General features: G+C 68.2%; 20 protein-coding genes and 2 pseudogenes. 16 read left to right on the forward strand and 6 right to left on the reverse strand.

Annotated features, from left to right (window positions below; all coding sequences use genetic code 11):
- Window positions 1–73 precede the first annotated feature (73 nt).
- From BW730_RS00430 to BW730_RS00445, 4 genes and pseudogenes are all read left to right on the forward strand, one after another.
- Complete coding sequence (locus BW730_RS00430; RefSeq protein ID WP_077684585.1) at window positions 74–379, forward strand: helix-turn-helix domain-containing protein; 306 nt, start codon at window positions 74–76, stop codon at window positions 377–379.
- On the forward strand, window positions 376–1,587 hold the full coding sequence (locus BW730_RS00435; RefSeq protein WP_077684586.1) for a type II toxin-antitoxin system HipA family toxin: 1,212 nt from the start codon (window positions 376–378) through the stop codon (window positions 1,585–1,587). The genes BW730_RS00430 and BW730_RS00435 overlap by 4 nt, the downstream gene beginning before the upstream one ends.
- Before the next feature lie 193 nt (window positions 1,588–1,780).
- Window positions 1,781–3,319, forward strand: a complete 1,539-nt coding sequence (locus tag BW730_RS00440) for a Re/Si-specific NAD(P)(+) transhydrogenase subunit alpha (RefSeq protein ID WP_077684587.1) — start codon at window positions 1,781–1,783, stop codon at window positions 3,317–3,319.
- A gap of 5 nt (window positions 3,320–3,324) precedes the next feature.
- Window positions 3,325–4,724 (forward strand): annotated as a pseudogene (locus BW730_RS00445) (NAD(P)(+) transhydrogenase (Re/Si-specific) subunit beta).
- Between the two features lie 37 nt (window positions 4,725–4,761).
- Here the strand turns inward: BW730_RS00445 and BW730_RS00450 are convergent.
- The 4 genes from BW730_RS00450 to BW730_RS00465 are packed head-to-tail and all read right to left on the reverse strand — an operon-like array spanning window position 4,762 to window position 7,986.
- A complete protein-coding gene (locus BW730_RS00450; protein WP_077684588.1) occupies window positions 4,762–5,643 on the reverse strand; it encodes an amino acid ABC transporter permease in 882 nt (293 codons plus the stop codon).
- Window positions 5,640–6,290, reverse strand: coding sequence for an amino acid ABC transporter permease (locus tag BW730_RS00455; protein ID WP_077684589.1), 651 nt, complete (start codon window positions 6,288–6,290; stop codon window positions 5,640–5,642). Before BW730_RS00455 ends, BW730_RS00450 begins: the two co-directional genes overlap by 4 nt.
- A gap of 50 nt (window positions 6,291–6,340) precedes the next feature.
- Window positions 6,341–7,210 (reverse strand): glutamate ABC transporter substrate-binding protein, encoded by an 870-nt coding sequence (locus BW730_RS00460; RefSeq protein WP_193432353.1) that lies wholly within the window; start codon window positions 7,208–7,210, stop codon window positions 6,341–6,343.
- 23 nt (window positions 7,211–7,233) lie between these two features.
- On the reverse strand, window positions 7,234–7,986 hold the full coding sequence (locus tag BW730_RS00465) for an amino acid ABC transporter ATP-binding protein (protein WP_077684590.1): 753 nt from the start codon (window positions 7,984–7,986) through the stop codon (window positions 7,234–7,236).
- 407 nt (window positions 7,987–8,393) lie between these two features.
- On the opposite strand from BW730_RS00465, the gene BW730_RS00470 reads away from it, so the two are divergent.
- The 9 genes and pseudogenes from BW730_RS00470 to BW730_RS00505 form a co-directional block, all read left to right on the forward strand.
- Entirely contained in the window at window positions 8,394–8,747 is a 354-nt protein-coding gene (locus tag BW730_RS00470; RefSeq protein ID WP_077684591.1) for a hypothetical protein, read from the forward strand.
- Between the two features lie 141 nt (window positions 8,748–8,888).
- Window positions 8,889–10,556, forward strand: a complete 1,668-nt coding sequence (locus tag BW730_RS00475; protein WP_077684592.1) for a nitrite/sulfite reductase — start codon at window positions 8,889–8,891, stop codon at window positions 10,554–10,556.
- On the forward strand, window positions 10,553–10,726 hold the full coding sequence (locus BW730_RS18725; protein WP_193432395.1) for a hypothetical protein: 174 nt from the start codon (window positions 10,553–10,555) through the stop codon (window positions 10,724–10,726). Before BW730_RS00475 ends, BW730_RS18725 begins: the two co-directional genes overlap by 4 nt.
- Before the next feature lie 208 nt (window positions 10,727–10,934).
- On the forward strand, window positions 10,935–11,438 hold the full coding sequence (locus BW730_RS00480) for a phosphoadenylyl-sulfate reductase (protein WP_237267975.1): 504 nt from the start codon (window positions 10,935–10,937) through the stop codon (window positions 11,436–11,438).
- A complete protein-coding gene (gene cysD / locus BW730_RS00485) occupies window positions 11,435–12,337 on the forward strand; it encodes a sulfate adenylyltransferase subunit CysD (protein WP_226996923.1) in 903 nt (300 codons plus the stop codon). The genes BW730_RS00480 and cysD overlap by 4 nt, the downstream gene beginning before the upstream one ends.
- A complete protein-coding gene (locus BW730_RS00490; RefSeq protein WP_077684594.1) occupies window positions 12,337–13,629 on the forward strand; it encodes a sulfate adenylyltransferase subunit 1 in 1,293 nt (430 codons plus the stop codon). The genes cysD and BW730_RS00490 overlap by 1 nt, the downstream gene beginning before the upstream one ends.
- Window positions 13,629–14,117 carry an NAD(P)-dependent oxidoreductase gene (locus BW730_RS00495; RefSeq protein ID WP_077684595.1) on the forward strand — a complete coding sequence of 163 codons (489 nt, stop codon included), beginning with the start codon at window positions 13,629–13,631 and terminating at the stop codon, window positions 14,115–14,117. Before BW730_RS00490 ends, BW730_RS00495 begins: the two co-directional genes overlap by 1 nt.
- A 110-nt stretch (window positions 14,118–14,227) precedes the next feature.
- A complete protein-coding gene (locus BW730_RS00500; protein WP_077684596.1) occupies window positions 14,228–14,911 on the forward strand; it encodes a sirohydrochlorin chelatase in 684 nt (227 codons plus the stop codon).
- Between the two features lie 61 nt (window positions 14,912–14,972).
- Window positions 14,973–15,830: pseudogene (locus BW730_RS00505) on the forward strand (phosphoribosylaminoimidazolesuccinocarboxamide synthase); the annotation flags it as partial.
- 27 nt (window positions 15,831–15,857) lie between these two features.
- On the opposite strand, the gene BW730_RS19865 reads toward BW730_RS00505, so the two are convergent.
- Together BW730_RS19865 and BW730_RS19870 are read right to left on the reverse strand one after the other, a co-directional pair.
- A complete protein-coding gene (locus BW730_RS19865; RefSeq protein WP_077684598.1) occupies window positions 15,858–16,274 on the reverse strand; it encodes a substrate-binding domain-containing protein in 417 nt (138 codons plus the stop codon).
- The gene (locus BW730_RS19870) at window positions 16,271–16,888 is read right to left on the reverse strand and encodes a LacI family DNA-binding transcriptional regulator (RefSeq protein ID WP_077684599.1); all 618 of its coding nucleotides are present in this window, start codon (window positions 16,886–16,888) and stop codon (window positions 16,271–16,273) included. The genes BW730_RS19865 and BW730_RS19870 overlap by 4 nt, the downstream gene beginning before the upstream one ends.
- A 170-nt stretch (window positions 16,889–17,058) precedes the next feature.
- Between BW730_RS19870 and BW730_RS00520 the strand changes: the two genes are divergently transcribed.
- The 3 genes from BW730_RS00520 to BW730_RS00530 all read left to right on the forward strand — a co-directional run bounded on the left by BW730_RS00520 (window position 17,059) and on the right by BW730_RS00530 (window position 20,711).
- Entirely contained in the window at window positions 17,059–18,114 is a 1,056-nt protein-coding gene (locus BW730_RS00520) for an autoinducer 2 ABC transporter substrate-binding protein (RefSeq protein ID WP_077684600.1), read from the forward strand.
- 73 nt (window positions 18,115–18,187) lie between these two features.
- Window positions 18,188–19,699 (forward strand): sugar ABC transporter ATP-binding protein, encoded by a 1,512-nt coding sequence (locus tag BW730_RS00525; protein ID WP_077684601.1) that lies wholly within the window; start codon window positions 18,188–18,190, stop codon window positions 19,697–19,699.
- A gap of 1 nt (window position 19,700) precedes the next feature.
- Window positions 19,701–20,711: an ABC transporter permease gene (locus BW730_RS00530; RefSeq protein ID WP_077684602.1), complete on the forward strand. Its 1,011-nt coding sequence runs from the start codon at window positions 19,701–19,703 to the stop codon at window positions 20,709–20,711.
- Window positions 20,712–20,721: the final 10 nt, after the last annotated feature.

The following is a 20,721-nucleotide window of genomic DNA, read 5'->3' on the forward strand; positions in this document are numbered from 1 at the left end:
TGGATGGCTAAACGTATGGATACGTACGTTTATCAGGGTTAATCGTACGTAGAGTTGCTGGTAACATCGGTGCATGGACCGATATGCAGTGGCCGACCCGATGGCCGAGCGGGCGCTCTCGCGCGTCGGGGAGAGCGTCGCGGCCTGGCGCAAGTTGCACAAGCTCACCCAGGAGGAACTGGCCCGACGGGCGGGGATCTCGCGCCCCGTCGTGACGCGTCTGGAACGCGGCGACGAGGGCGTCGGCATCGGTGCCCTGATGCGCGTTCTGGCGGTACTGCGGGTTGACGATGACGTGCTCGAGGCGCTTGATCCCATGAGCACGAGGTTCGGCCGCGAGTTGGCCGATCGCACGCGGGTGCAGCGGGTGCGCAGATGATCCGCCACCTCGACGTCCGGATGGGCATCAATGCCGAGGTGCCCGTCGGAAGCCTTACCGCGGCGGGCGACACGGAGTCCTCACCTGTCTACTTCACCTACGATCCGTCCTTCCTCTACGAGGGCCACGGTTTCGATCTCGCCCCGATGCTGCCGATCGCGGGGTCCGGAGACTTCACCTTCGCAGGTGTGCCCCTGTTCCTGCAGGACGCTGGCCCCGACAGATGGGGAAGGCACCTGCTCCTTCGGCAGGCGCGCTCCGTTGACCCGTTGGCGCGACTGGGGGAGGTCGACTACCTCAGAAACGTCAGCGATTTCGCGCGTCAGGGCGCCCTCCGGCTGACCGACCCGGTTACCGGAGAGGTGCTCAGCGATACGCCGGTGCCGAGCGAGTTGACGCTTGACGTGCTGCTGGACGCGGCCGACCGGGCGGCTGACGACGTCGACTCGTTTGCGCCGTTCGCGAGGTTGCTCGAGACCGGTACGTCCGCTCTCGGAGGGGCGCGACCCAAGGCATCCGTGATCGACGGCGGAGACCTGAAGATCGCCAAGTTCCCGATGCCTGCAGACCGTTGGAACGTGCCTGCCTGGGAACAGGTGACGCTTGATCTTGCTGGGAGAGCAGGGATCGAGCGTCCAGTCAGCAGGCTCGTCCAGGTCGGCGGGCGCGGTGTGGTGGTCCTCGACCGCTTCGACAGGGCGGGTGCCACCCGGGTCCCATACATGAGCTTCAGCACGCTTCTGGACAACCCCGACGACGGGCGGCGGCCGCCCGACTATCTCGATGTGGTGGCCATGCTGCGGCGCTACACCGACGCGGATCTGGCCGAGGTGTTCAGGCGGGTGGTGTTCGGCGTCCTGATGAACAACACCGACGACCACCTCCGCAACATGGGGTTGCTCCGTCGCCGGGAACGTTGGGAACTGGCGCCCATGTTCGACGTCAATCCCGAGCCTGAGTTCGGCCGGCCGCGACACACGTCGATTGCGGGCCGCTCCACGCACATCGGCATCGCCGAGGCGTTGGGGAAGCTTGGCGGTGCCTGCAGGCTGACCGCCCGCGGGTCCCTCACGGTGGTGGCCGAGGTGGCCGACGCCACTGCCGACTGGCGCGAGGTGGCGGAGGCCTCAGGCATACCGGAACCCGAGATCGCACGGATGGCCACCGTCCTCGACGCGGTCCGCGCCGAGGTGCTCCGAGCGCGATGAGCCGCGCTGCCGGTGTGGTGAAGGTCCGGCGCGTGAGCATGTTCGGTAACTCGTTGCCGATTTGGCCACTGTTGAACGTTCAAATTCCGAACGAGCAACCAAACATGCTCAAGGCAAGGGGGAAAGGCCGAGTGGATCGGGCTAATCCGACCCCGCCGGGCCGGGAAAGTCTCCAGCCGATATGGTCGCGTGCATGCGTATCGGCATCCCCCTCGAAGTGGTCCCGGGCGAGAACCGGGTAGCGGCGACGCCGACCACCGTCTCACAACTGATCAAGCTCGGCTATGACGTCGCCGTCCAGACCGGAGCGGGGGAGCGGGCGGCCTTCCCTGACGACGCCTACGCCTCCGCCGGCGCCGTCGTCGGCGACGTGAACGACGCGTGGCACAGCGACATCGTGCTCGGCGTCAACCCGCCAACCGACGACCAGATCGCCGCCCTCAAGCACGGCACGGTGCTGATCACCTTCCTCGCACCCCGCCAGGACGCGGAGCTCACCGAGAAGCTTGCCCGCCAGGGCGTCACCGCCATGAGCATGGACATGGTGCCGCGCACCAGCCGCGCCCAGGCGCTCGACGCGCTCAGCTCGATGGCCAACATCTCCGGCTACCGCGCCGTGGTCGAGGCTGCCCACGCGTTCGGACGCTTCTTCACCGGCCAGGTCACCGCCGCAGGCAAGGTCCCGCCCGCCAAGGTGCTCGTCGCCGGGACGGGTGTCGCGGGCCTCGCCGCGATCGGCGCCGCCAACTCGCTCGGCGCGATCGTCCGGGCGACCGACGTCCGCCCGGAGACCGCAGAGCAGGTCGAGTCGATGGGCGCGACGTTCCTACACGTCGACACCGCGGGCCAGGGCGTCAGCTCCGACGGCTACGCCAAGGAGGTCGGCGCCGACTACGCCGAGCAGGCTGCACGGCTCTACGCGGAGCAGGCCAAGGACGTCGACATCATCGTCACAACGGCCGCCATCCCCGGCCGCCCCTCGCCGAGGCTGCTCACCGCCGAGATGGTCGCGACCATGAAGCCCGGCTCCGTGATCGTCGACCTCGCGGCGCTCGGCGGCGGCAACTGCGAGCTGACCCGCCCGGGTGAGAGCTACACCACCGAGGGCGGCGTCACGATCATCGGCTGGACCGACCTCGCGTCCCGGCTGCCCGGACAGTCGTCCCAGCTTTACGGCACCAACCTCGTCAACGCGCTCACGCTGATGACGCCCGAGAAGGACGGCCGACTGGTCGTCGACTTCGACGACGAGGTCGTGCGCACCATGACCACCGTCCGCGACGGCGAGATCACCTTCCCGCCGCCGCCCATCGAGGTGTCGGCAGCGCCCGCCCCTGCGGCGAAGGAGGTCGCGCCGATCGAGCCCCCGCCGCCGCCGAAGGAGCGGCCGTGGTGGCATCAGGTCGTCGCGGTCGGGCTCGGGTCCATCGCGCTGATCGCGACGCTGACCGTCGCGCCCGCCTCGTTCGTCGCACTGTTCGGCATCTTCGCCCTAGCCTGCGTCGTCGGCTACTACGTCGTCTGGAACGTCACGCACGCGCTGCACACCCCGCTGATGAGCGTCACCAACGCCATCTCCGGCATCATCATCGTCGGCGCCATGACGCAACTCGCGAGCGACTCCTATGTCGTCAAGATCATCGCGGCGGTCGCCGTGCTGCTCGCCTCGATCAACGTGTTCGGCGGCTTCGCCGTCACCCAGCGCATGCTCGGCATGTTCCGGAAGGGCTGAGAATCATGCTGACCAACTTCATCAACGCGACCTACATCGCCGCGGGCCTGATGTTCATCCTGGCGCTCGCAGGCCTGTCGAAGCACGAGACGGCGCGCAAGGGCAACGTCTACGGGATCATGGGCATGGTCTTCGCCGTGGTCGCCACGAACTTCGCGATCGCCTACCGCGACTACGCCAACCACAACCTGCAGGTCGACGCGGCCATCATGCTTTACGCCGCGCTTGCCATCGGCGGCGCGATCGGACTCTGGCGCGCTAAGAAGGTCCAGATGACCGGCATGCCGGAACTCGTCGCGCTGCTGCACAGCTTCGTGGGCGCCGCTGCGGTGCTGGTCGGCTTCAACGTGCACCTCGAGTCCCAGGGCCACGCCGACGCGCTGCACTCCATCGAGGTGTTCCTCGGGTGTTCATCGGCGCCGTCACGTTCACCGGTTCGCTCGTCGCGTGGGGCAAGCTCAACGGCAGGATCAAGTCCAAGCCGCTGACCCTGCCCGGCAGGCACTGGCTGAACCTGGCCACCGTCGTCGCGATCGGGCTGCTCGGCTGGTGGTACCTGGCGACCGGCTCGATCATCCCGCTGATCATCGCCGCCGTCTTGTCGCTGCTGCTCGGCGCGCACCTGGTGGCCGCGATCGGCGGCGCCGACATGCCCGTCGTGGTGTCGATGCTCAACTCGTACTCGGGCTGGGCGGCCGCCGCGAGCGGCTTCATGCTCGACATGTCGATCCTGATCATCACCGGTGCGCTGGTCGGCGCGTCCGGCGCGATCCTCAGCTTCATCATGTGCAAGGCCATGAACCGCTCCTTCATCTCCGTGATCCTCGGCGGCTTCGGCGACGACTCGTCGTCCGCCGTCGACAAGGACTACGGCGAGCACCGGGAGGCGCTGCCCGCGGAGGTCGCGACGCTGCTCGACCAGGCCGACTCCGTGATGATCGTGCCCGGCTACGGCATGGCGGTCGCGCAGGCACAGTACGCGGTTGCCGAACTGACGGCGCGACTTCGGGCCCAGGGCAAGAAGGTCGGCTTCGGCATCCACCCGGTCGCGGGTCGCCTGCCGGGCCACATGAACGTGCTGCTCGCCGAGGCGAAGGTGCCATACGACATCGTCTTCGAGATGGACGAGATCAACGACGACCTCAAGGACACCGACGTCGTCCTCGTGATCGGCGCCAACGACACCGTCAACCCCGCCGCCATGGAGCCGGGCTCGCCGATCTCCGGGATGCCGGTGCTTCGCGTCTGGGAGGCGGGCACCGTCGTGGTCTTCAAGCGCTCGATGAGCGCCGGCTACGCGGGCGTGCAGAACCCGCTGTTCTTCAACGAGAACTCGGTGATGTGCTTCGGCGACGCGAAGGCGACGGCCCAGGCCATCGTCTCCGCGCTGCCTGCAAACGTGTAGGGCCCTCGGCCTAGCCGACCGCGCGGCAACGAGCGGGTCAGGCTTCGGCGCGCCCCATCGTCTTGGTGTTCTGCGTCATCAGGGCCGCCTCGGCCTTCGGGCCGGTGCGCCTGGCCAGCCAGCGCGCCAGCGCCGACAGGGCGAAGTTGACGATCAGGTAGGCGACGAGCACCACCACGAACAGCGAGAACGCGTAGCGGTTGCCGTAGAACTGCTTCAACTGGTCGGCCTTGCGCAGGATCTCCGGGTAGGCGACCACGTAGGCGAGCGAGGTGTCCTTCAGGAGCACGACCAGTTGCGCGACGATGATCGGAAGCATCTGGCGGAACGCCTGCGGGAACTCGATCAGCAGTCGGGTGGCCGTGCCGGTGAGCCCCAGCGAGAGACCCGCCTCGCGCTGACCCTTCGGCAGCGCGGCCAGGCCGGCGCGCAGCGCCTCGCCGATGATCGCGCCGTTGTAGATGGTCAAAGCTCCGACGGCGGCCCAGTAGCCGTTGGTCTTCAGCGCGAGCATGATGAACAGCATCATCAGCAGCACGGGCAGGCCGCGGAAGAACTCGAGGATGATCTTGGTGGGGACGCGGACCCAGCGCGACGACGCCGTCCGTGCGAAGCACAGCACCACGCCGAGGATCAGCGCGAGGATGGCGGCGAGGCCTGCGGCCCGCAGCGTCCCCATCACCATGCCGTCGACGAGCAGGGTGCGCCACACGACGGACTCGCCGAAGATGTCCCAGCGGGCAGGGTCCCACAGCCCGCTCAGGACGGTGCCGTTGACGGTCGTGCGTGGCTGGCCGAGGCGCCACATGAACCAGGCGAAGCCGCCGATCAGTAGCACGGCGAGCAGCACGGAACTGACGAGCGACAGGCGGCGAGCCTTGGGGCCTGGCGCGTCGTAGAGGACGTTCGAGGTACTCATCGCTGCACCATCGCCTTCCGCTCCATCCACCCGGCGAGCTGGCCGAGCGGGATCGTGATGATGAGGTAGCACACGGCGATCCCGAGCAGGATCGGCACGACGGCGTTGCCGTTGGCGTTGGCGAGCGACTTGGAGATGGCCACGAGCTCGACGATGGTGAAGCCGGCCGCGACGGAGGTGTTCTTCGTCAACGCGATGAACACGTTGATCAGCGGCGGGATGACCATCCGGATGGCCTGCGGCATGATGATCAGCCGCACCGTCTGACCGAAGGTGAGGCCGACCGACCGCGCGGCCTCGGCCTGCCCGACGGGGACGCCGTTGATGCCCGAGCGGATCGCCTCCGCCACGAACGCTGAGGTGTACAACGCCAGGGCGATGAACGCGCCGATCTTCGGGTTGGGGAACTTGATGTCGAGCGAAGGAAGCACGATCAGCATGAAGAAGAACACCAGGGTCAGTGGCGTGTTGCGCAGCAGTTCGGTGTAGCCCGTCGCGACGGCGCGGAGGCTCGCGATCGGGGAGATCCGAAGCAGCGCGATGACGATCCCGAGAAGGAGGGCGCCGATGCCGCCCACTACGAGCAGTTCGAGGGTGACCTTGAACCCGAGCCAGTACTGGTCCAGGTTGCTCAGGACGGCCTCCATCGGCGCCTCCTTCTCAGAGAGTCAGGTGTGGTGTGTGCGGGTGGTGAGGATCAGTAGCGATCGACGGCCGGGGGCTCCGGCGTCGGCAGCACCTTTCCTGCGGTGTCCTCCCAGGCCTTCTTCCAGGCGCCGTCCTTCTCGGACTCCTCGAGGGTGTCGTTGATGAACGTCCGGAAGTCGTCGTCGCCCTTCTTCAGGCCGATGCCGTAGGGCTCCTCGGTGAAGGTGTAGTCGAGGACCTCGAACTCGTCGCCGTTCTGGTCGACGAGGCCCGCCAGGATGACGTTGTCGGTGGTCAGCGCCTGCGCCTGGCCGGTGCGGATCGGCTCGAGGCAGTCGGAGTACTTGTCGACGGTGATGACCTTGTCGGTGTGCTCCTTGATGTTCTTCTCGGAGGTCGAGCCGGTCACGGTGCAGATCGTGTTGTCGCCCAGGCTCTCCACGTCCTTGATGCCTGCCGGGTTGCCCTTCGCGACGAGGAAGGACTGGCCAGCGACGTAGTACGGGCCTGCGAAGTCGATGACTTCCTTGCGCTTGTCGTTGATGGTGTAGGTGGCCACCACGATGTCGACCTGGCCGTTCTGGATGAAGGGTTCGCGGTTCTGGGAGACCGTCTCGACCCATTCGATCTTGTCTGCGGGGATGCCGAGCTTGGCGGCGACCAACGTGCCGATCTCGACGTCGAAGCCGACCGGCTTGTTGTCGGGGCCCATCAGGCCGAACAGCGGCTGGTCGAACTTGGTGCCGATGGTGATCTTCTGCGCCTTGTTCAGCTTTTCCATCGTGCTTCCGGCGGCGAACTTGGCGTCGGTGGCTACCGGGGTGTCGGTGCCCCCTGGCGTCGCGTCGCCTCCGCAGGCCGTCATGGCTGCCGCCATCAGCAGGGCTGCCGCCCCGGCTGCGATCTTGGTGAGTTTCATGGCTGACTCCGTTTTCTCGTGAGTTAGTCGAGGATCTTGGACAGGAAGTCCTTGGCTCGGTCGGACTTGGGGTGGGAGAAGAACTCCTCTGGCGGCGCCTCTTCCACGATGGCGCCGTCGGACATGAACACGACCCGGTCGGCCGCCTTCTTGGCGAAGCCCATCTCGTGCGTGACGACGAGCATCGTCATGCCGCTGCGGGCGAGCTCGATCATGACGTCGAGCACCTCGTTGATCATCTCCGGATCGAGCGCCGAGGTGGGCTCGTCCAGGAGGATCACCTTCGGATCCATCGCCAACGACCGTGCGATCGCGACGCGCTGCTGCTGGCCGCCCGAGAGTTGGGCGGGCAACTTGTTTGCATGGTCGGCGACCCCGACGCGGGTGAGCAGTTCCATGGCCCGCTTCTTCGCGTCGGCCTTGGACGTCTTGTGCACCTTGATGGGGGCGAGGGTGACGTTCTCCAGGACGGTCTTGTGTGCGAAGAGGTTGAACGACTGGAACACCATGCCGACCTCGCTGCGCAGGTGTGCGAGCGCCTTACCCTCCTCGGGGAGGAGGTTGCCGTCGATGTAGATGTCGCCCGAATCGATGGTCTCGAGCCGGTTGATCGAGCGGCAGAGCGTCGACTTACCCGAGCCGGAGGGGCCGATCACGATCACGACCTCGCCACGCTGGACATCGAGGTCGATGTCCTTCAGAACGTGGTGGACGCCGAAGTACTTGTTGACACCTCGGACCTCGACGAGTGGCCGCTCTGCGGCTGGGGCTGACATGTCGGCACACTAACAGTGCACATTGGCAACTGGGCGGTGCCTTAACGGATTGTTGTCAGAACGTTGCGGGCCGCCCGGAGGGGTGAGGATCGGTCGTCAGGCCTTGTTGCGACGCATTGAAGCCCTTCAATTTCGTACCCCCGCTGCGGGTGTTTTCACTTCGCGTCGATTGCGGATCGGTTGCCAAATGTCCACCTCGCAGTGTTGTCAACAGATTCGGCAGGTTCGCTATCCAGGCCGGCGTTGCTTGGTTGAATGGCCCTCTACGGAGATGGGAGGGGGCTGCGATGGTGGGCGTGTGGCGAGTCGGGCGTGATCGCCCCGGCCCCGGTCGCCTGGGCGCTGCCGAGCCGCGCGACAAATGTAACCAGCGAGGCCTCAGCCTGTCGGTCTGGACGGCGGTCGCCATGCCCGCCTTCGTGATCGCGGTGGGCCTCGGCGTCGACTTCTCCGGCCATGCGGCCGCCGAGCAGGAGGCGCGTGAGATCGCCGCCCAGGCCGCCCGGGCCGCGACCCACGCGGTGGTCCTGACCGACGACGGGCCGCGCCTCGACCGTGCGGCGGCGGCACGGGCGGGGCGCGACTTCGCCGCAGCCGCAGGCCTGCCCGCCACCGTCGCCCTCGATGGCCTGACGGCAACGGTCACCGTCGAGGGCTCCTACGACACGCTCTTCCTCGGGCTCATCGGGGTGCGGAGCATCGACGTCCGCGCCTCGGCCAGTGCGACCGCCGTCAGCACCGTCGACGGCGAGCAGGCCTGACCTCCTGCTCAACGTGAGACCCGCCACAGCGCACGGTGGTTGAACGACGTACTACTTCGCTCACGGCGATCACGGGCGATTCGCGGGAATGTCACCAGAAAATGACGGGTTGGTCGCAGATAACCGAGACGAAGGATCGTCATGTCACAAGCGACCGCGCGTCCCACGCGCAACCAGGCAACCGGAGCCTGGGCCGAGGGCGACACGACGCCGCTCAACGCGAACGAGGCGTTCAAGCAGGACGACGACGGGCTCAACGTCCGCGCCAGGATCGAAGAGGTGTACTCCAAGGAGGGCTTCGCCTCGATCCCCGGCGAGGACCTCCGCGGCCGGATGCGCTGGTGGGGCCTCTACACGCAGCGACGACCAGGCATCGACGGGGGCAAGACCGCAACGCTCGCAGCAGAGGAACTCGACGACGAGTTCTTCATGATGCGGGTCCGCTCCGACGGAGGGGCGCTCAGCAACGAGCAGTTGCGCGTGATCGCGACCATCTCCACGGAGTTCGGCCGCGACACGGCAGACATCACCGACCGGCAGAACATCCAACTGCACTGGATCCGCGTCGAGGACGTGCCAGAGATCTGGCGCCGCCTCGAGGACGTCGGCCTCACAACGGCGGAGGCCTGCGGTGACGTGCCGCGCGTGATCCTCGGCTCGCCCGTCGCCGGGATCGCCGCAAACGAGGTCGTCGACGGCACCCCTGCGGTCCGTGAGATCCTCGAGAAGTACATCGGCAACCCCGAGTTCTCGAACCTGCCCCGCAAGTTCAAGACGGCGATCTCCGGCAGCCCCAACCTCGACATCGCGCACGAGATCAACGACGTGTCCTTCGTCGGCGTCGAGCATCCCGAGCACGGCCCCGGCTTCGACCTCTGGGTTGCGGGAGGGCTCTCCACCAACCCCATGTTCGCCAAGCGGCTCGGCGCCTGGGTGCCGCTCGCGGAGGTGCCGGAGGTGTGGCGCGGCGTCGTGTCGATCTTCCGCGACTACGGCTACCGCAGGCTGCGGAACCGCGCCCGGCTGAAGTTCCTGATGGCCGACTGGGGCCCGGAGAAGTTCCGCGAGGTGCTCGAGACCGAGTACCTGCGCCGCCCGTTGATCGACGGCCCCGCGCCTGAGGCGAACCGGCTGCGCCGCGACCACGTCGGCGTGCACCCGCAGAACGACGGCCTCTACTGGGTCGGCGTCGCCCCCGTCGCAGGCCGCGTCTCCGGCACCCGCCTCACCGAGATCGCCGACGTCGCCGCGCGGCACGCCTCCGGGCGGGTCCGGCTCACGCCGCACCAGAAGTTGCTGATCCTCGACGTCCCCGACGCCGCCATCGAGGGCCTCGTACGCGACCTCGACGCCCTCGACCTGCCCGCCGAGCCGAGCGAGTTCCGTCGCGGCGTGATGGCGTGCACCGGCATCGAGTTCTGCAAGCTGGCGCTCGTCGAGACCAAGGCGCGGGCCCGCACCATCGTCGAGGAGTTGGAGGCGCGGCTGCCCGACTTCGACGTGCCGTTCACCATTCACGTCAATGGCTGCCCCAACGCCTGTGCCCGCACCCAGGTCGCCGACGTCGGGCTGAAGGGCATGGTGACCTCCGACGCCGACGGGAACCTCACCGAGGTGTTCCAGGTGCACCTGGGCGGCGAACTGGGCGCCTCGGCCCAGGTGGCGCGAAAGACCCGCGCGCTCAAGGTGGCGGCCGACGACCTGCCCGACTACATCCAGCGGCTCGCCACGACCTTCCTGGCGCAGCGCGGGGAAGGCGAATCATTCGCGCACTGGGCCCACCGCGCCGACGAGGAGGACCTGCGATGAGCGCCGTGATCTACCACTGCCCGTTCTGCGCCGAGGAGGACCTGCGCCCCGTAGAGGAGCCGCGCGGGGCCTGGCACTGCATCGCATGCGCCCGGGTGTTCTCCGTCACGCAGCACCGCGTCGAGGATTCGTCGATCCCCGGCCGCATCCGCGAGGAGGCGGCGCTGTGAGCGGACCCGAGGTCGCGGCCGCCGCGGCCAGCCGTTTTGCCGCGCTGGAGGCCGAGGAGCGCTACCAGGGACATCTCGGACGGGTCGAACTTAGCCGCGAGGTGCTGCGGTGGGCGCACGACACCTTCGGCGACGACGTCACGCTCGCCTCCTCGATGGGCGACGAGGTGCTCGTCGAGTTGACGGCCCAGTCCGCCCCGAGATCGACGTGTTCTTCCTCGACACCGGCTTCCACTTCGACGAGACGCTGCGGACCCGCGACCACTACGCGGGCCGGGTGCGGCTGCGCACCGTGCTGCCGCTGCTGACCGTCGAGGAGCAGGCCAGCGCACACGGCGAGCGGCTCTACGAGCGCGACCCGGACGGCTGCTGCGCCATCCGAAAGGTCGAACCCCTCAACCGGGCGATCGCGGGACGCAGCGCCTGGATCACCGGCATGCGCCGAGTCGACGCCCCCACGCGTACCGACATCGACCTGGTCGGCTGGGACGAGCGGAGGGGGATGGTCAAGGTCAACCCGATCGCCGCCTGGAGCGACGACGACGTCGACCGCTTCGCCTTCGAGGAGGACGTCTTCCTCAACCCGTTGCGCGAGCGCGGCTACCCGTCGATCGGCTGCGCGCCGTGCACAAGGGCGGTCGCAGCAGGCGAAGACCCACGAGCCGGCCGCTGGGCCGGAACCTCCAAGACCGAATGCGGACTCCACACATGAACCAGCACTTCCTCAACCATCTCGACCACCTCGAGTCGGAGGCCGTCCACATCTTCCGCGAGGTCGCTGGCGAGTTCGAGCGCCCCGTGATCCTGTTCAGCGGAGGCAAGGACTCCGTCGTGATGCTGCATCTCGCGCTGAAGGCGTTTGCGCCCGCGCCGCTGCCGTTCGCGCTGCTGCACGTCGACACCGGACACAACTTCCCAGAGGTCCTCGACTACCGCGACGAGACCGTCGGCCGGATCGGCGCGCGACTGCACGTCGCGAAGGTGCAGGACTACATCGACGACGGCAGGCTGAGGGAGCGGCCCGACGGCACCCGCAACCCACTCCAGACCGTCCCACTGCTCGACGCGATCGAACAGGGCCGCTTCGACGCGGTCTTCGGTGGCGGACGCCGCGACGAGGAGAAGGCGCGCGCCAAGGAAAGGGTCTTCTCGCTGCGCGACGCCTTCGGGGCGTGGGACCCGCGCAGGCAGCGCCCCGAACTGTGGGACCTGTACAACGGCCGCCACTCGCCAGGCGAGCACGTGCGCGTCTTCCCGCTGTCCAACTGGACCGAACTGGACGTGTGGCGCTACATCGAACGCGAACGGATCGCGCTGCCCAGCCTCTACTACGCCCACGAGCGCGACGTCTTCCAGCGCGACGGCATGTGGCTCACCGCGGGCGACTGGGGAGGCCCCAGGGACAGCGAGCCCGTCGAGGCGCGGGTGGTGCGCTACCGCACCGTCGGCGACATGTCGTGCACCGGGGCCGTCGAGTCCGAGGCCGCCGACGTCGGGGGAGTGATCCTCGAGGTCGCCGCCTCCCGGATCACCGAACGCGGCGCGACGCGCGCCGACGACCGCCTCTCCGAGGCCGCCATGGAAGACCGCAAGAAGCAGGGATACTTCTGATGACCCACGACCTCCTCCGGCTGGCCACCGCCGGCTCCGTCGACGACGGCAAGTCCACCCTGGTCGGCAGGCTGCTCTACGACACGAAGTCCGTGCTCGCCGACCAACTCGACGCCGTCGCCCGCGTCTCCGAGGCCCGCGGCCAGGCGGCGCCCGACCTCGCGCTGCTCACCGACGGCCTACGTGCCGAGCGCGAGCAGGGCATCACGATCGACGTCGCCTACCGGTACTTCTCCACCGCGAACCGCTCCTACGTGCTCGCCGACACCCCCGGCCACGTGCAGTACACCCGCAACATGGTCACGGGCGCCTCCACCGCCGAACTCGCGCTGATCCTCGTCGACGCCCGGCACGGCGTGGTCGAGCAGACAAGGCGCCATCTGGCCGTCACGGGCCTGCTCGGCGTGCGGCACGTCGCGGTCGCCGTCAACAAGATGGACCTGGTCGGCTGGGACCGCGGGCGATACGACGCCATCGTCGCCGAGGTGCGCGCGGTGGCGGCCCGCTTCGACATCGACGAGGTCGTCGCCGTCCCGCTGTCGGCGCTGCTCGGCGACAACGTGGTGGACCGCTCCGCCAACACCGCCTGGTACGACGGCCCGACGCTGCTCGAGCACCTGGAGAGCGTCCCCGTCGGCACCGACCCGGCGACCCAGCCGCTCCGGTTCCCCGTCCAGGTAGTGCTCCGGCCCCAGTCCGACCCGCACCGCGACTACCGCGGCTACGCGGGCAGGCTCGCGGCAGGCACCGTCTCGGTCGGCGACGAGGTGACGGTGCTGCCCTCAGGTCGCACGACCACCGTCGTCGGCATCGACCTCGGCCAGGCCGACGGCACGGTCACGACGCTGGAGAACGCCTTCTCGCCCCAGTCGGTGACGCTGCGCCTGGCCGACGACATCGACGTGTCGCGGGGCGACCTGATCGCCTCGACCGAGCGGCCGGGCCACGTCACCCGCAGCGTCAGCGGCATGGTGTGCGTGGTGTCGGAGCGACCCATCCGCCCGCGCGACCGCGTGCTGCTCCGGGCGGGCACCCGCACCGTCCGTGCCCTCGTGGAGGAGATCCTCGACCAACTCGACATCGAGACCGTCGAGTACAGCCGCGCCACCAGCCAGTTGGACCTCAACGACATCGGACGGGTGCGCATCCGGCTTGCCGACGATCTGCCCATCGACGACTACCACGAACTGCGCCGCACGGGCGCCTTCCTGCTGATCGACGAGGCGGACGGGGCAACGCTCGCCGCAGGCATGGCCGACGCACCGGAACGCTACGCCGGGGCCTCGATCTGATGTACCCGCTCTTCCTCGACCTGACCGGGCGACGCGTGGTCGTCGTCGGCGGTGGGCGCGTCGCGACCAGGCGGGTCGGCGGACTGCTGGAGGCGGGCGCCGTCGTGCACGTGGTCGCCCCGAGCGTGACGGACAAGCTTTCGGCCCTGGTCGGCCAGGACTCCGTCTCCTGGGAGCCGCGCGGCTACCTGCCGGGCGACCTCGAGGGGGCGCTGCTCGTGCACACCGCGACGGGGGTCAAGGGGGTCGACGCGCAGGTGGCCTGGGACGCGGCGGCGGCAGGCATCTGGTGCGTCAACGCGGCCGACCACGCGCGCTCGGCCGCCTGGACCCCGACCATCGCCCGCGGTGAAGGGGCCGCCGAGGGGATCGAGGTCGCCGTCACGGCGGGGGGCGATCCCCGGCGTGCCGTGCGGGTGCGCGACGCCATCGCCGACCTGCTCGCGGCGGGCGGGCTCCCGACCGCCCGGTTCCGGGCCGCGCGGTGACCTCTCAGGGTTCGGCGGCGGTCACACCGGGGTCTGACGCGGGTCGGACCCAGGTGTCCATTTTTCCTTATGCATTTTCTCAGGAAACTCTCAGACTCTAGGGTGGGGGTATGCCGGACATCGTTCTCATCGCTCACGGCTCGCCCGATCCGCGTCACGCGGCTGACGTCGAGCGGCTCGCCGACGCCGTTCGCGACAGGGCGCGGGCAGGGCGGGCCGTGGGGGCCTGCTACCTGGACCACCACGCGCCGAGCCCCGACGAGTTGGCTGCCGAACTCGAGCGACCTGCCGTCGCCGTTCCGCTGCTGCTCACGCCCGCCTTCCACGCCCGGGTCGACATCCCGGCGGCGGTCGGCAGGCTCAGAGCCCGCGGCGCCGACGTGCGCCTCGCGCCACCATTGGGGCCCGACGACCGACTCCTCGACGCGTGCGAGGAACTGCTCGCCGCCGCTGGCGTCACCCCCGACCCAGGAACCGCCGTCGCCGTCTTCGCGGCAGGCTCGTCGGACACGGCCGCCGTTGCGAGTATCGGTGAGACGATCGAGCGCTCTCCGCGGCGCGGGTGGGGGCACTGGGCCGTCGCCGCGCTGGACGGGGGAGCCGAGATCGAGGACGTGGTCGCCCTGCTGCGCCTGGACGCCGAGCGAGTGGTCGCCGTGAGTTTCATGGTCGCGGAGGGGATCCTGCGTGACCGGATGGTCGAGCGGTGCGCGCTGCTCGGGGTGGACATGGTGCCTGGTGCGCTCGCCCGGACCGCGACGCTCGCCGATCTGGTGATCGCCCGCGCCCTCTGAGCGTCGACCGCCCGTGGATCGGCCCGGTCCGACCGGGGCGCCCGAGCACTAGGATGACGCCGTGAGCCAGTTCGGAGATGCCCTCAACCTCCCGCTTCGACACGCAGGGAAGGTGCGCGAACTCTACGACGTGACCTCCGACGGCGAGCCGGCGATCCTGATGGTCGCCACCGACAACATCTCGGCCTTCGACCACGTCCTGGCGACCAGCATTCCCGACAAGGGCGCCATCCTCACCCAACTCTCGCTCTGGTGGTTCGACCAACTGGACGTGCCCAACCATGTTGTCTCGACCCAGGTGCCAGACGCCGTCGCAGGCCGGGCGACCATCGTCGAGTCGCTCGACATGGTCGACGTCGAGTGCGTCGCCCGCGGCTATCTCACCGGGTCCGGCTGGGTCGAGTACCAAGCCAGCGGCACCGTCTGCGGCGTGCCGCTTCCCGAGGGGCTGCGCGACGGCGACAAGCTGCCCGAGCCGATCTTCACCCCGGCGATCAAGGCGCCGATGGGGGAGCACGACGAGAACGTCGACTTCGCCACGATCGAGCGCCTGCACGGCACCGAACTGGCGACCCAACTGCGCGACGTGACGCTGCGCCTCTACGCCGACGCCGAGCGGATCGCCGCGGCGCGCGGCATCATCCTGGCCGACACGAAGTTCGAGTTCGGCCACCGCGACGACGGCACCCTCGTGCTGGGCGACGAGGTCCTCACCCCCGACTCCTCCCGGTTCTGGGACGCCGCCGCCTGGCGTCCCGGCGAGTCGCTGCCGAGCTTCGACAAGCAGTACGTGCGGGACTGGCTCGCCAACGACTCGGGCTGGGACAGGTCCTCCGACACCCCACCCCCCGCGCTGCCCGACGAGGTCGTCGGCGCGACGCGCGAACGCTACCTCGAGGCCTTCCGCCGACTGACCGGAGCAGACTTCGCGCTCTAGTCCGGGGCGTTACTCCAGGGCGCCGCTGGAGCGGCGCACCACCAACTCCGGCTTCAGCACCACCCGGCGGTGCCGGTGCTCCGGGCCGCCTGCGGCGTGCTCGAACAGCAGATCGGCCGCCATCCGCCCCATCTCCCTGGTCGGCTGCCGCACCGAGGTGAGCGGCACGATCCAGTTCGCGGCGAAGTCGATGTCGTCGTAGCCGACCAGGGCGACGTCGCCCGGCACGTGCACCCCTGCCCGCGCGAAGCGTCGGTACAGCCCGAAGGCCAGCATGTCGTTGCCGCAGCAGATTCCGGTCGGCAGGTCGCCTCGGTCGAGCAGCAGGCTCGCGGACCGCTCGCCGCTCTCGACGCCGATGCCCTCTGAGGCGACCTCGAGCAGCGACTCGGGGTCGAGGCCCGCCTCCGCGAGCGCCTGCTTCATGCCGAGGACGCGCTGCTCGAACTGGCGCAGGTCGGGAAGGCCCCGATGAAGCAGAGCCGCCGGTGCCCAAGGCCGATCAGGTGCCGCGCCGCCTGCCGCCCGCCCTCGACGTGGTCGACGACGACCGAACACGGATGCTCGGGGCTCTCGTAGTCGATCAGGACAAGCGGCACGCCCGCGTCGGCCTCGCTGTCGGGCCTGCCGCCGCCCGATGGGGTGACGAGCGCCCCGACCACGCGCTGCGCGGCGAGCAGTTGGAGTCGCTGGCTCTCGCGGGAGCGCTCGTTCTCCGAGGTGGTCAGGATCACGACGTGGCCCGCGTCCGAGGCCGCCTGCTCGACGGCGTGCGCCAGTTCCATGAAGAAGGGGCTCGGCAGGTCCACGATGACGAGGCCAATGGTGCTGCTCGGCGCCCCCGTGAGCACCCGCGCCTGCTGGTTGGGCACGAAGCCGAGCGTCGCGATGGCGTCCAGCACCCGGTCGCGAGTCTCGGCGGTGACGTGCTCGGGATGGTTCAGCGAGTTCGAGACGGTGCCGAGAGACACCCCTGCGGCCGCGGCGACGTCCGTCATTCGGACCCGCTGCTGAGGCCCTTGCCATTTCTGTGGTGCCATGCGCGTGCCTCCTCGTCGAGGTGAATATCACGGATCGGTATCGATTGAACCCGGGCGGGTTTGTTCTGTCAGAGAAACAGAGTAGTGTCTCGCCTAGCAAAATTGAAGCGCTTTAATCGGAGCGAAGGTGCCCGGTTACACACCCAAGAGGTCTCGAAAGGACTACCACAATGGAGCGGCGTCTATTCATCAAGATCAACGGCATCGCCATTGCCGCCGCCGTCGGCCTCAGCGCCTGTGTCGATGACACCGCGGGCCCGTCGGCGGGCACCAGCAGCGGTGCAGGCGGAGGCGGTGGCGACAAGAAGTACAACATCGCCGTCGTGCCGAAGGACTCGACCAACCCGTGGTTCGTGCGCATGGAGGTCGGCGTCAAGAAGTACGCCGCCGACACCGGCCTGAACGTCTACCAGAAGGGCCCGGCCACCACCGACGCGACGCAGCAGGCCCAGGTCATCCGCGACCTCATCGCCCAGAAGGTCGACGCCCTGTGCGTCGTCCCCGTCGACCCGGGCGCGCTCGAGCCGGTCCTCAAGGAGGCCATGGACGCGGGCATCACCGTCATCACGCACGAGAGCGCGACCCAGCAGAACACCAAGTACGACATCGAGGCCTTCAACAACGCGGCCTACGGTGGCTTCATCATGCAGAACCTGGCAGAGGCCATGGGCGAAGAGGGCACCTACACCACGATGGTGGGCCACGTCACCAACGCCTCCCACAACGAGTGGGCAGACGGCGGCGTCGCGTACGCCAAGGAGAAGTTCCCCAAGATGGTGCTGCTCGAGGCCGAGCCCCGCGTCGAGTCGCAGGACGACGGCGAGGTGGCCTACCAGAAGGCCAAGGAGCTCATGAAGAAGTACCCCGACCTCAAGGGCATCATGGGCACGTCGTCGTTCGACGCCCCCGGCGTCGCCCGCGCGATCGAGGAACTCGGCCTGCAGGGCAAGTTCTTCACGGCAGGCACCGGCATGCCCGAGGCCAACAAGGCCATCCTGGAGAAGGGCCTCGTGCACGCCCTCACGCTGTGGGATCCGGCCGACGCCGGCTACGCGATGGCCGCGCTCGCCGTCAAGGTCCTCAAGGGCGAAGAGATCAAGGCTCCGGTCGATCTCGGCGTGAAGGGCTACGAAGAGGTCAACTTCGCTGAGGGTAGCGACAAGGTGATGGAAGGCGCTGGCTGGATCGTCATCACCAAGGACAACGTCGACGAGTTCGGCTTCTGATGTCCAGCGCCCGGGGCCGCCTCCCACACGGAGGCGGCCCCGCGGCGCCAACCCACGTGTGTGAGGAATCCCCATGACTGAACCATTTCTGTCGCTTCGTGGGGTCAGCAAGACGTTCTCGGGTGTGAAGGCCCTCGACAACATCGACTTCGACATCTACCCCGGCGAGGTGCACTGCCTGGCGGGGGAGAACGGTTCGGGGAAGTCCACGATGATCAAGGTCATCTCGGGCGTCTACGAACCGGATGCCGGCGGTGAGATCGTCATGGACGGCACCCACTACGCCAAGCTGACTCCGATCGAGGCAATCAACAACGGGGTCCAGGTGATCTACCAGGACTTCTCCGTGTTCCCCAACCTGACCGTCGCCGAGAACCTGGCACTGACGGGCGAGGTCTCCAACGGCCGCAAGCTGGTCAACTGGAAGCGGATGCGCACGATCGCCGAGGAGGCGGTCAAGAAGGTCAACTTCAAGGTCGACCTGGATGCCCGCGTCGGCGACCTCTCCGTCGCGGACAAGCAACTCGTCGCCATCTCGCGCGCGCTGATCACCGAGCCGAAGCTCCTGATCATGGACGAGCCGACCACGGCCCTGACGCACCGCGAGGTTGAGGCACTGTTCAAGGTGGTGGCCGACCTGCAGTCGCGCGGCATCGCGATCCTGTTCGTCAGCCACAAGCTCGAAGAGGTCTTCGAGATCAGCGAGCGGTTCACCATCATCCGCAACGGCAAGGTCGTCATCACGACGATGCCAGAGGAGCTGAACCACAAGAAGTTCGCCGAGTACATGACCGGACGCGACTACGACGACAGCTCAAGCGCGCCCACGGGCGAGCCGGGCGAGCCGATCCTCGAGGTGTCCGGGCTGGGGCTGAGCGAGGCCTTCGAGGACGTCAGCTTCACGCTGCACCGCGGCGAGGTGCTGGGCATCACGGGCCTGCTCGGCTCGGGTCGCACCGAACTGGCGCTCTCGCTGTTCGGGGTCTTCACCGCGGACGAGGGCGAGATCAAGGTCGGCGGCAGGCCGGTGCGACTCAAGCGCATCCGCGACGCCATCGCCAACAAGATCGCCTACGTGCCGGAGGACCGGCTCACCGAGGGCCTGATGCTGGAGCGCTCGATCGCAGACAACATCGTGATCTCCGAACTCGACGACCTCAGCAAGCTCGGCTTCCTCGACAGGAAGTTGCGCGCGGAGGCCGTCAAGCGCTGGGTGCAGGAGATGAAGATCGCCACCAAGCGGCCCGCGAACGCCGTCAACACGCTCTCCGGAGGCAACCAGCAGCGCGTCGTGCTCGGCAAGTGGCTCGCCACGGAGCCAGACGTGCTGATCCTCAACGGCCCGACGGTCGGCGTCGACATCGGCTCGAAGCGCGACATCCACCTCATCCTGCGCGACCTGGCAGACCAGGGCATGGGCATCATCGTCATCACCGACGACATCCCCGAACTGCTGCAGGTCTCCAACCGCGTCCTGCTCCTGAAGGAAGGCCGCATCACAGAAGAGGTCGATCCGGCCTCCGTCACCGAACAGGAGATGTCGGCGATGATCACCGGCGGTTCGATCTCGGGGGAGGTGGCCTGAGATGACCTTGATCAACAAGATGGTGCGCTCCAACGAGTTCTACCTGTTCCTGGTGATCGTCGTGATCTGCGTCATCATCCAGATCCGCAGCGGGCAGTTCTTCACCCCCAACAACCTCGTCGACCTGGCAAACGCCATGGTGGTGCCAGGCCTGTTCGGCGTCGGCGCCTACCTGGTGATCGTCTCCGGCGGCATCGACGTCTCGTTCCCGGCCCTCGCGTCGCTCGCGGTGTACGCGGTGACCAGGGTGCTCGTCGACTCGGACTTCCAGGGCCCCTGGATCGTGCCGTTCCTGCTGATCGTGGTGCTGGGGGCGGTGCTCGGCGCCTTCAACGGCCTGTTCACGTCCCGGATCGCGATCCCGACGCTGATCATCACGCTCGGCACCGCCAACGTGTTCTCCGGCATCATGCAGGGCGCGCTGTCTTCGGTGCAGATCTCGCAACTGCCCCCGTCGATGGAGGCGTTCGGCAGGGCGTCGCTGTTCACGGCGACCAACCCGAAGTCGGGCCTCACCTCCGCGATGCCGGTGTCGTTCCTGCTGCTCGTCGCGGTCGTCGCGATCGCGTTCCTCGTCATGAGGTACACGATGTTCGGACGCGGCATCTTCGCCCTCGGCGGCGACGAGAGTTCCGCGGTCCGCGCGGGCTTCAAGGTCCGCCGGATCAAGTTCTGGCTGTACGTGCTGGTCGGCGTGATCGCCGCTATCGGTGGCTTCGTGCGCACCACCTCGATGGGGCAGATGCACCCGACCAACCTGCTCGGCAGCGAGATGCTCGTCATCGCCGCGGTCGTGCTCGGCGGCGCGGCGATCACCGGTGGCACCGGGTCGCTGACGGGCGTGATGCTCGGCACCCTGCTCATCGTGATCGTGCAGAACTCCATGATCCTGCTCGGTATCCCCACCTTCTGGCAGCGTGCCGCGCTCGGCATCCTGATCATCGTGGGCACCGGCATTTCCGCGGTCCAGATCACCCGCAGGCGCCGACGCCAGCGCCTGGTGGCGGAGTGAAAGGAAAGCC

Source organism: Tessaracoccus aquimaris, assembly GCF_001997345.1.
GTDB classification, from domain to species: Bacteria; Actinomycetota; Actinomycetes; order Propionibacteriales; family Propionibacteriaceae; genus Arachnia; species Arachnia aquimaris.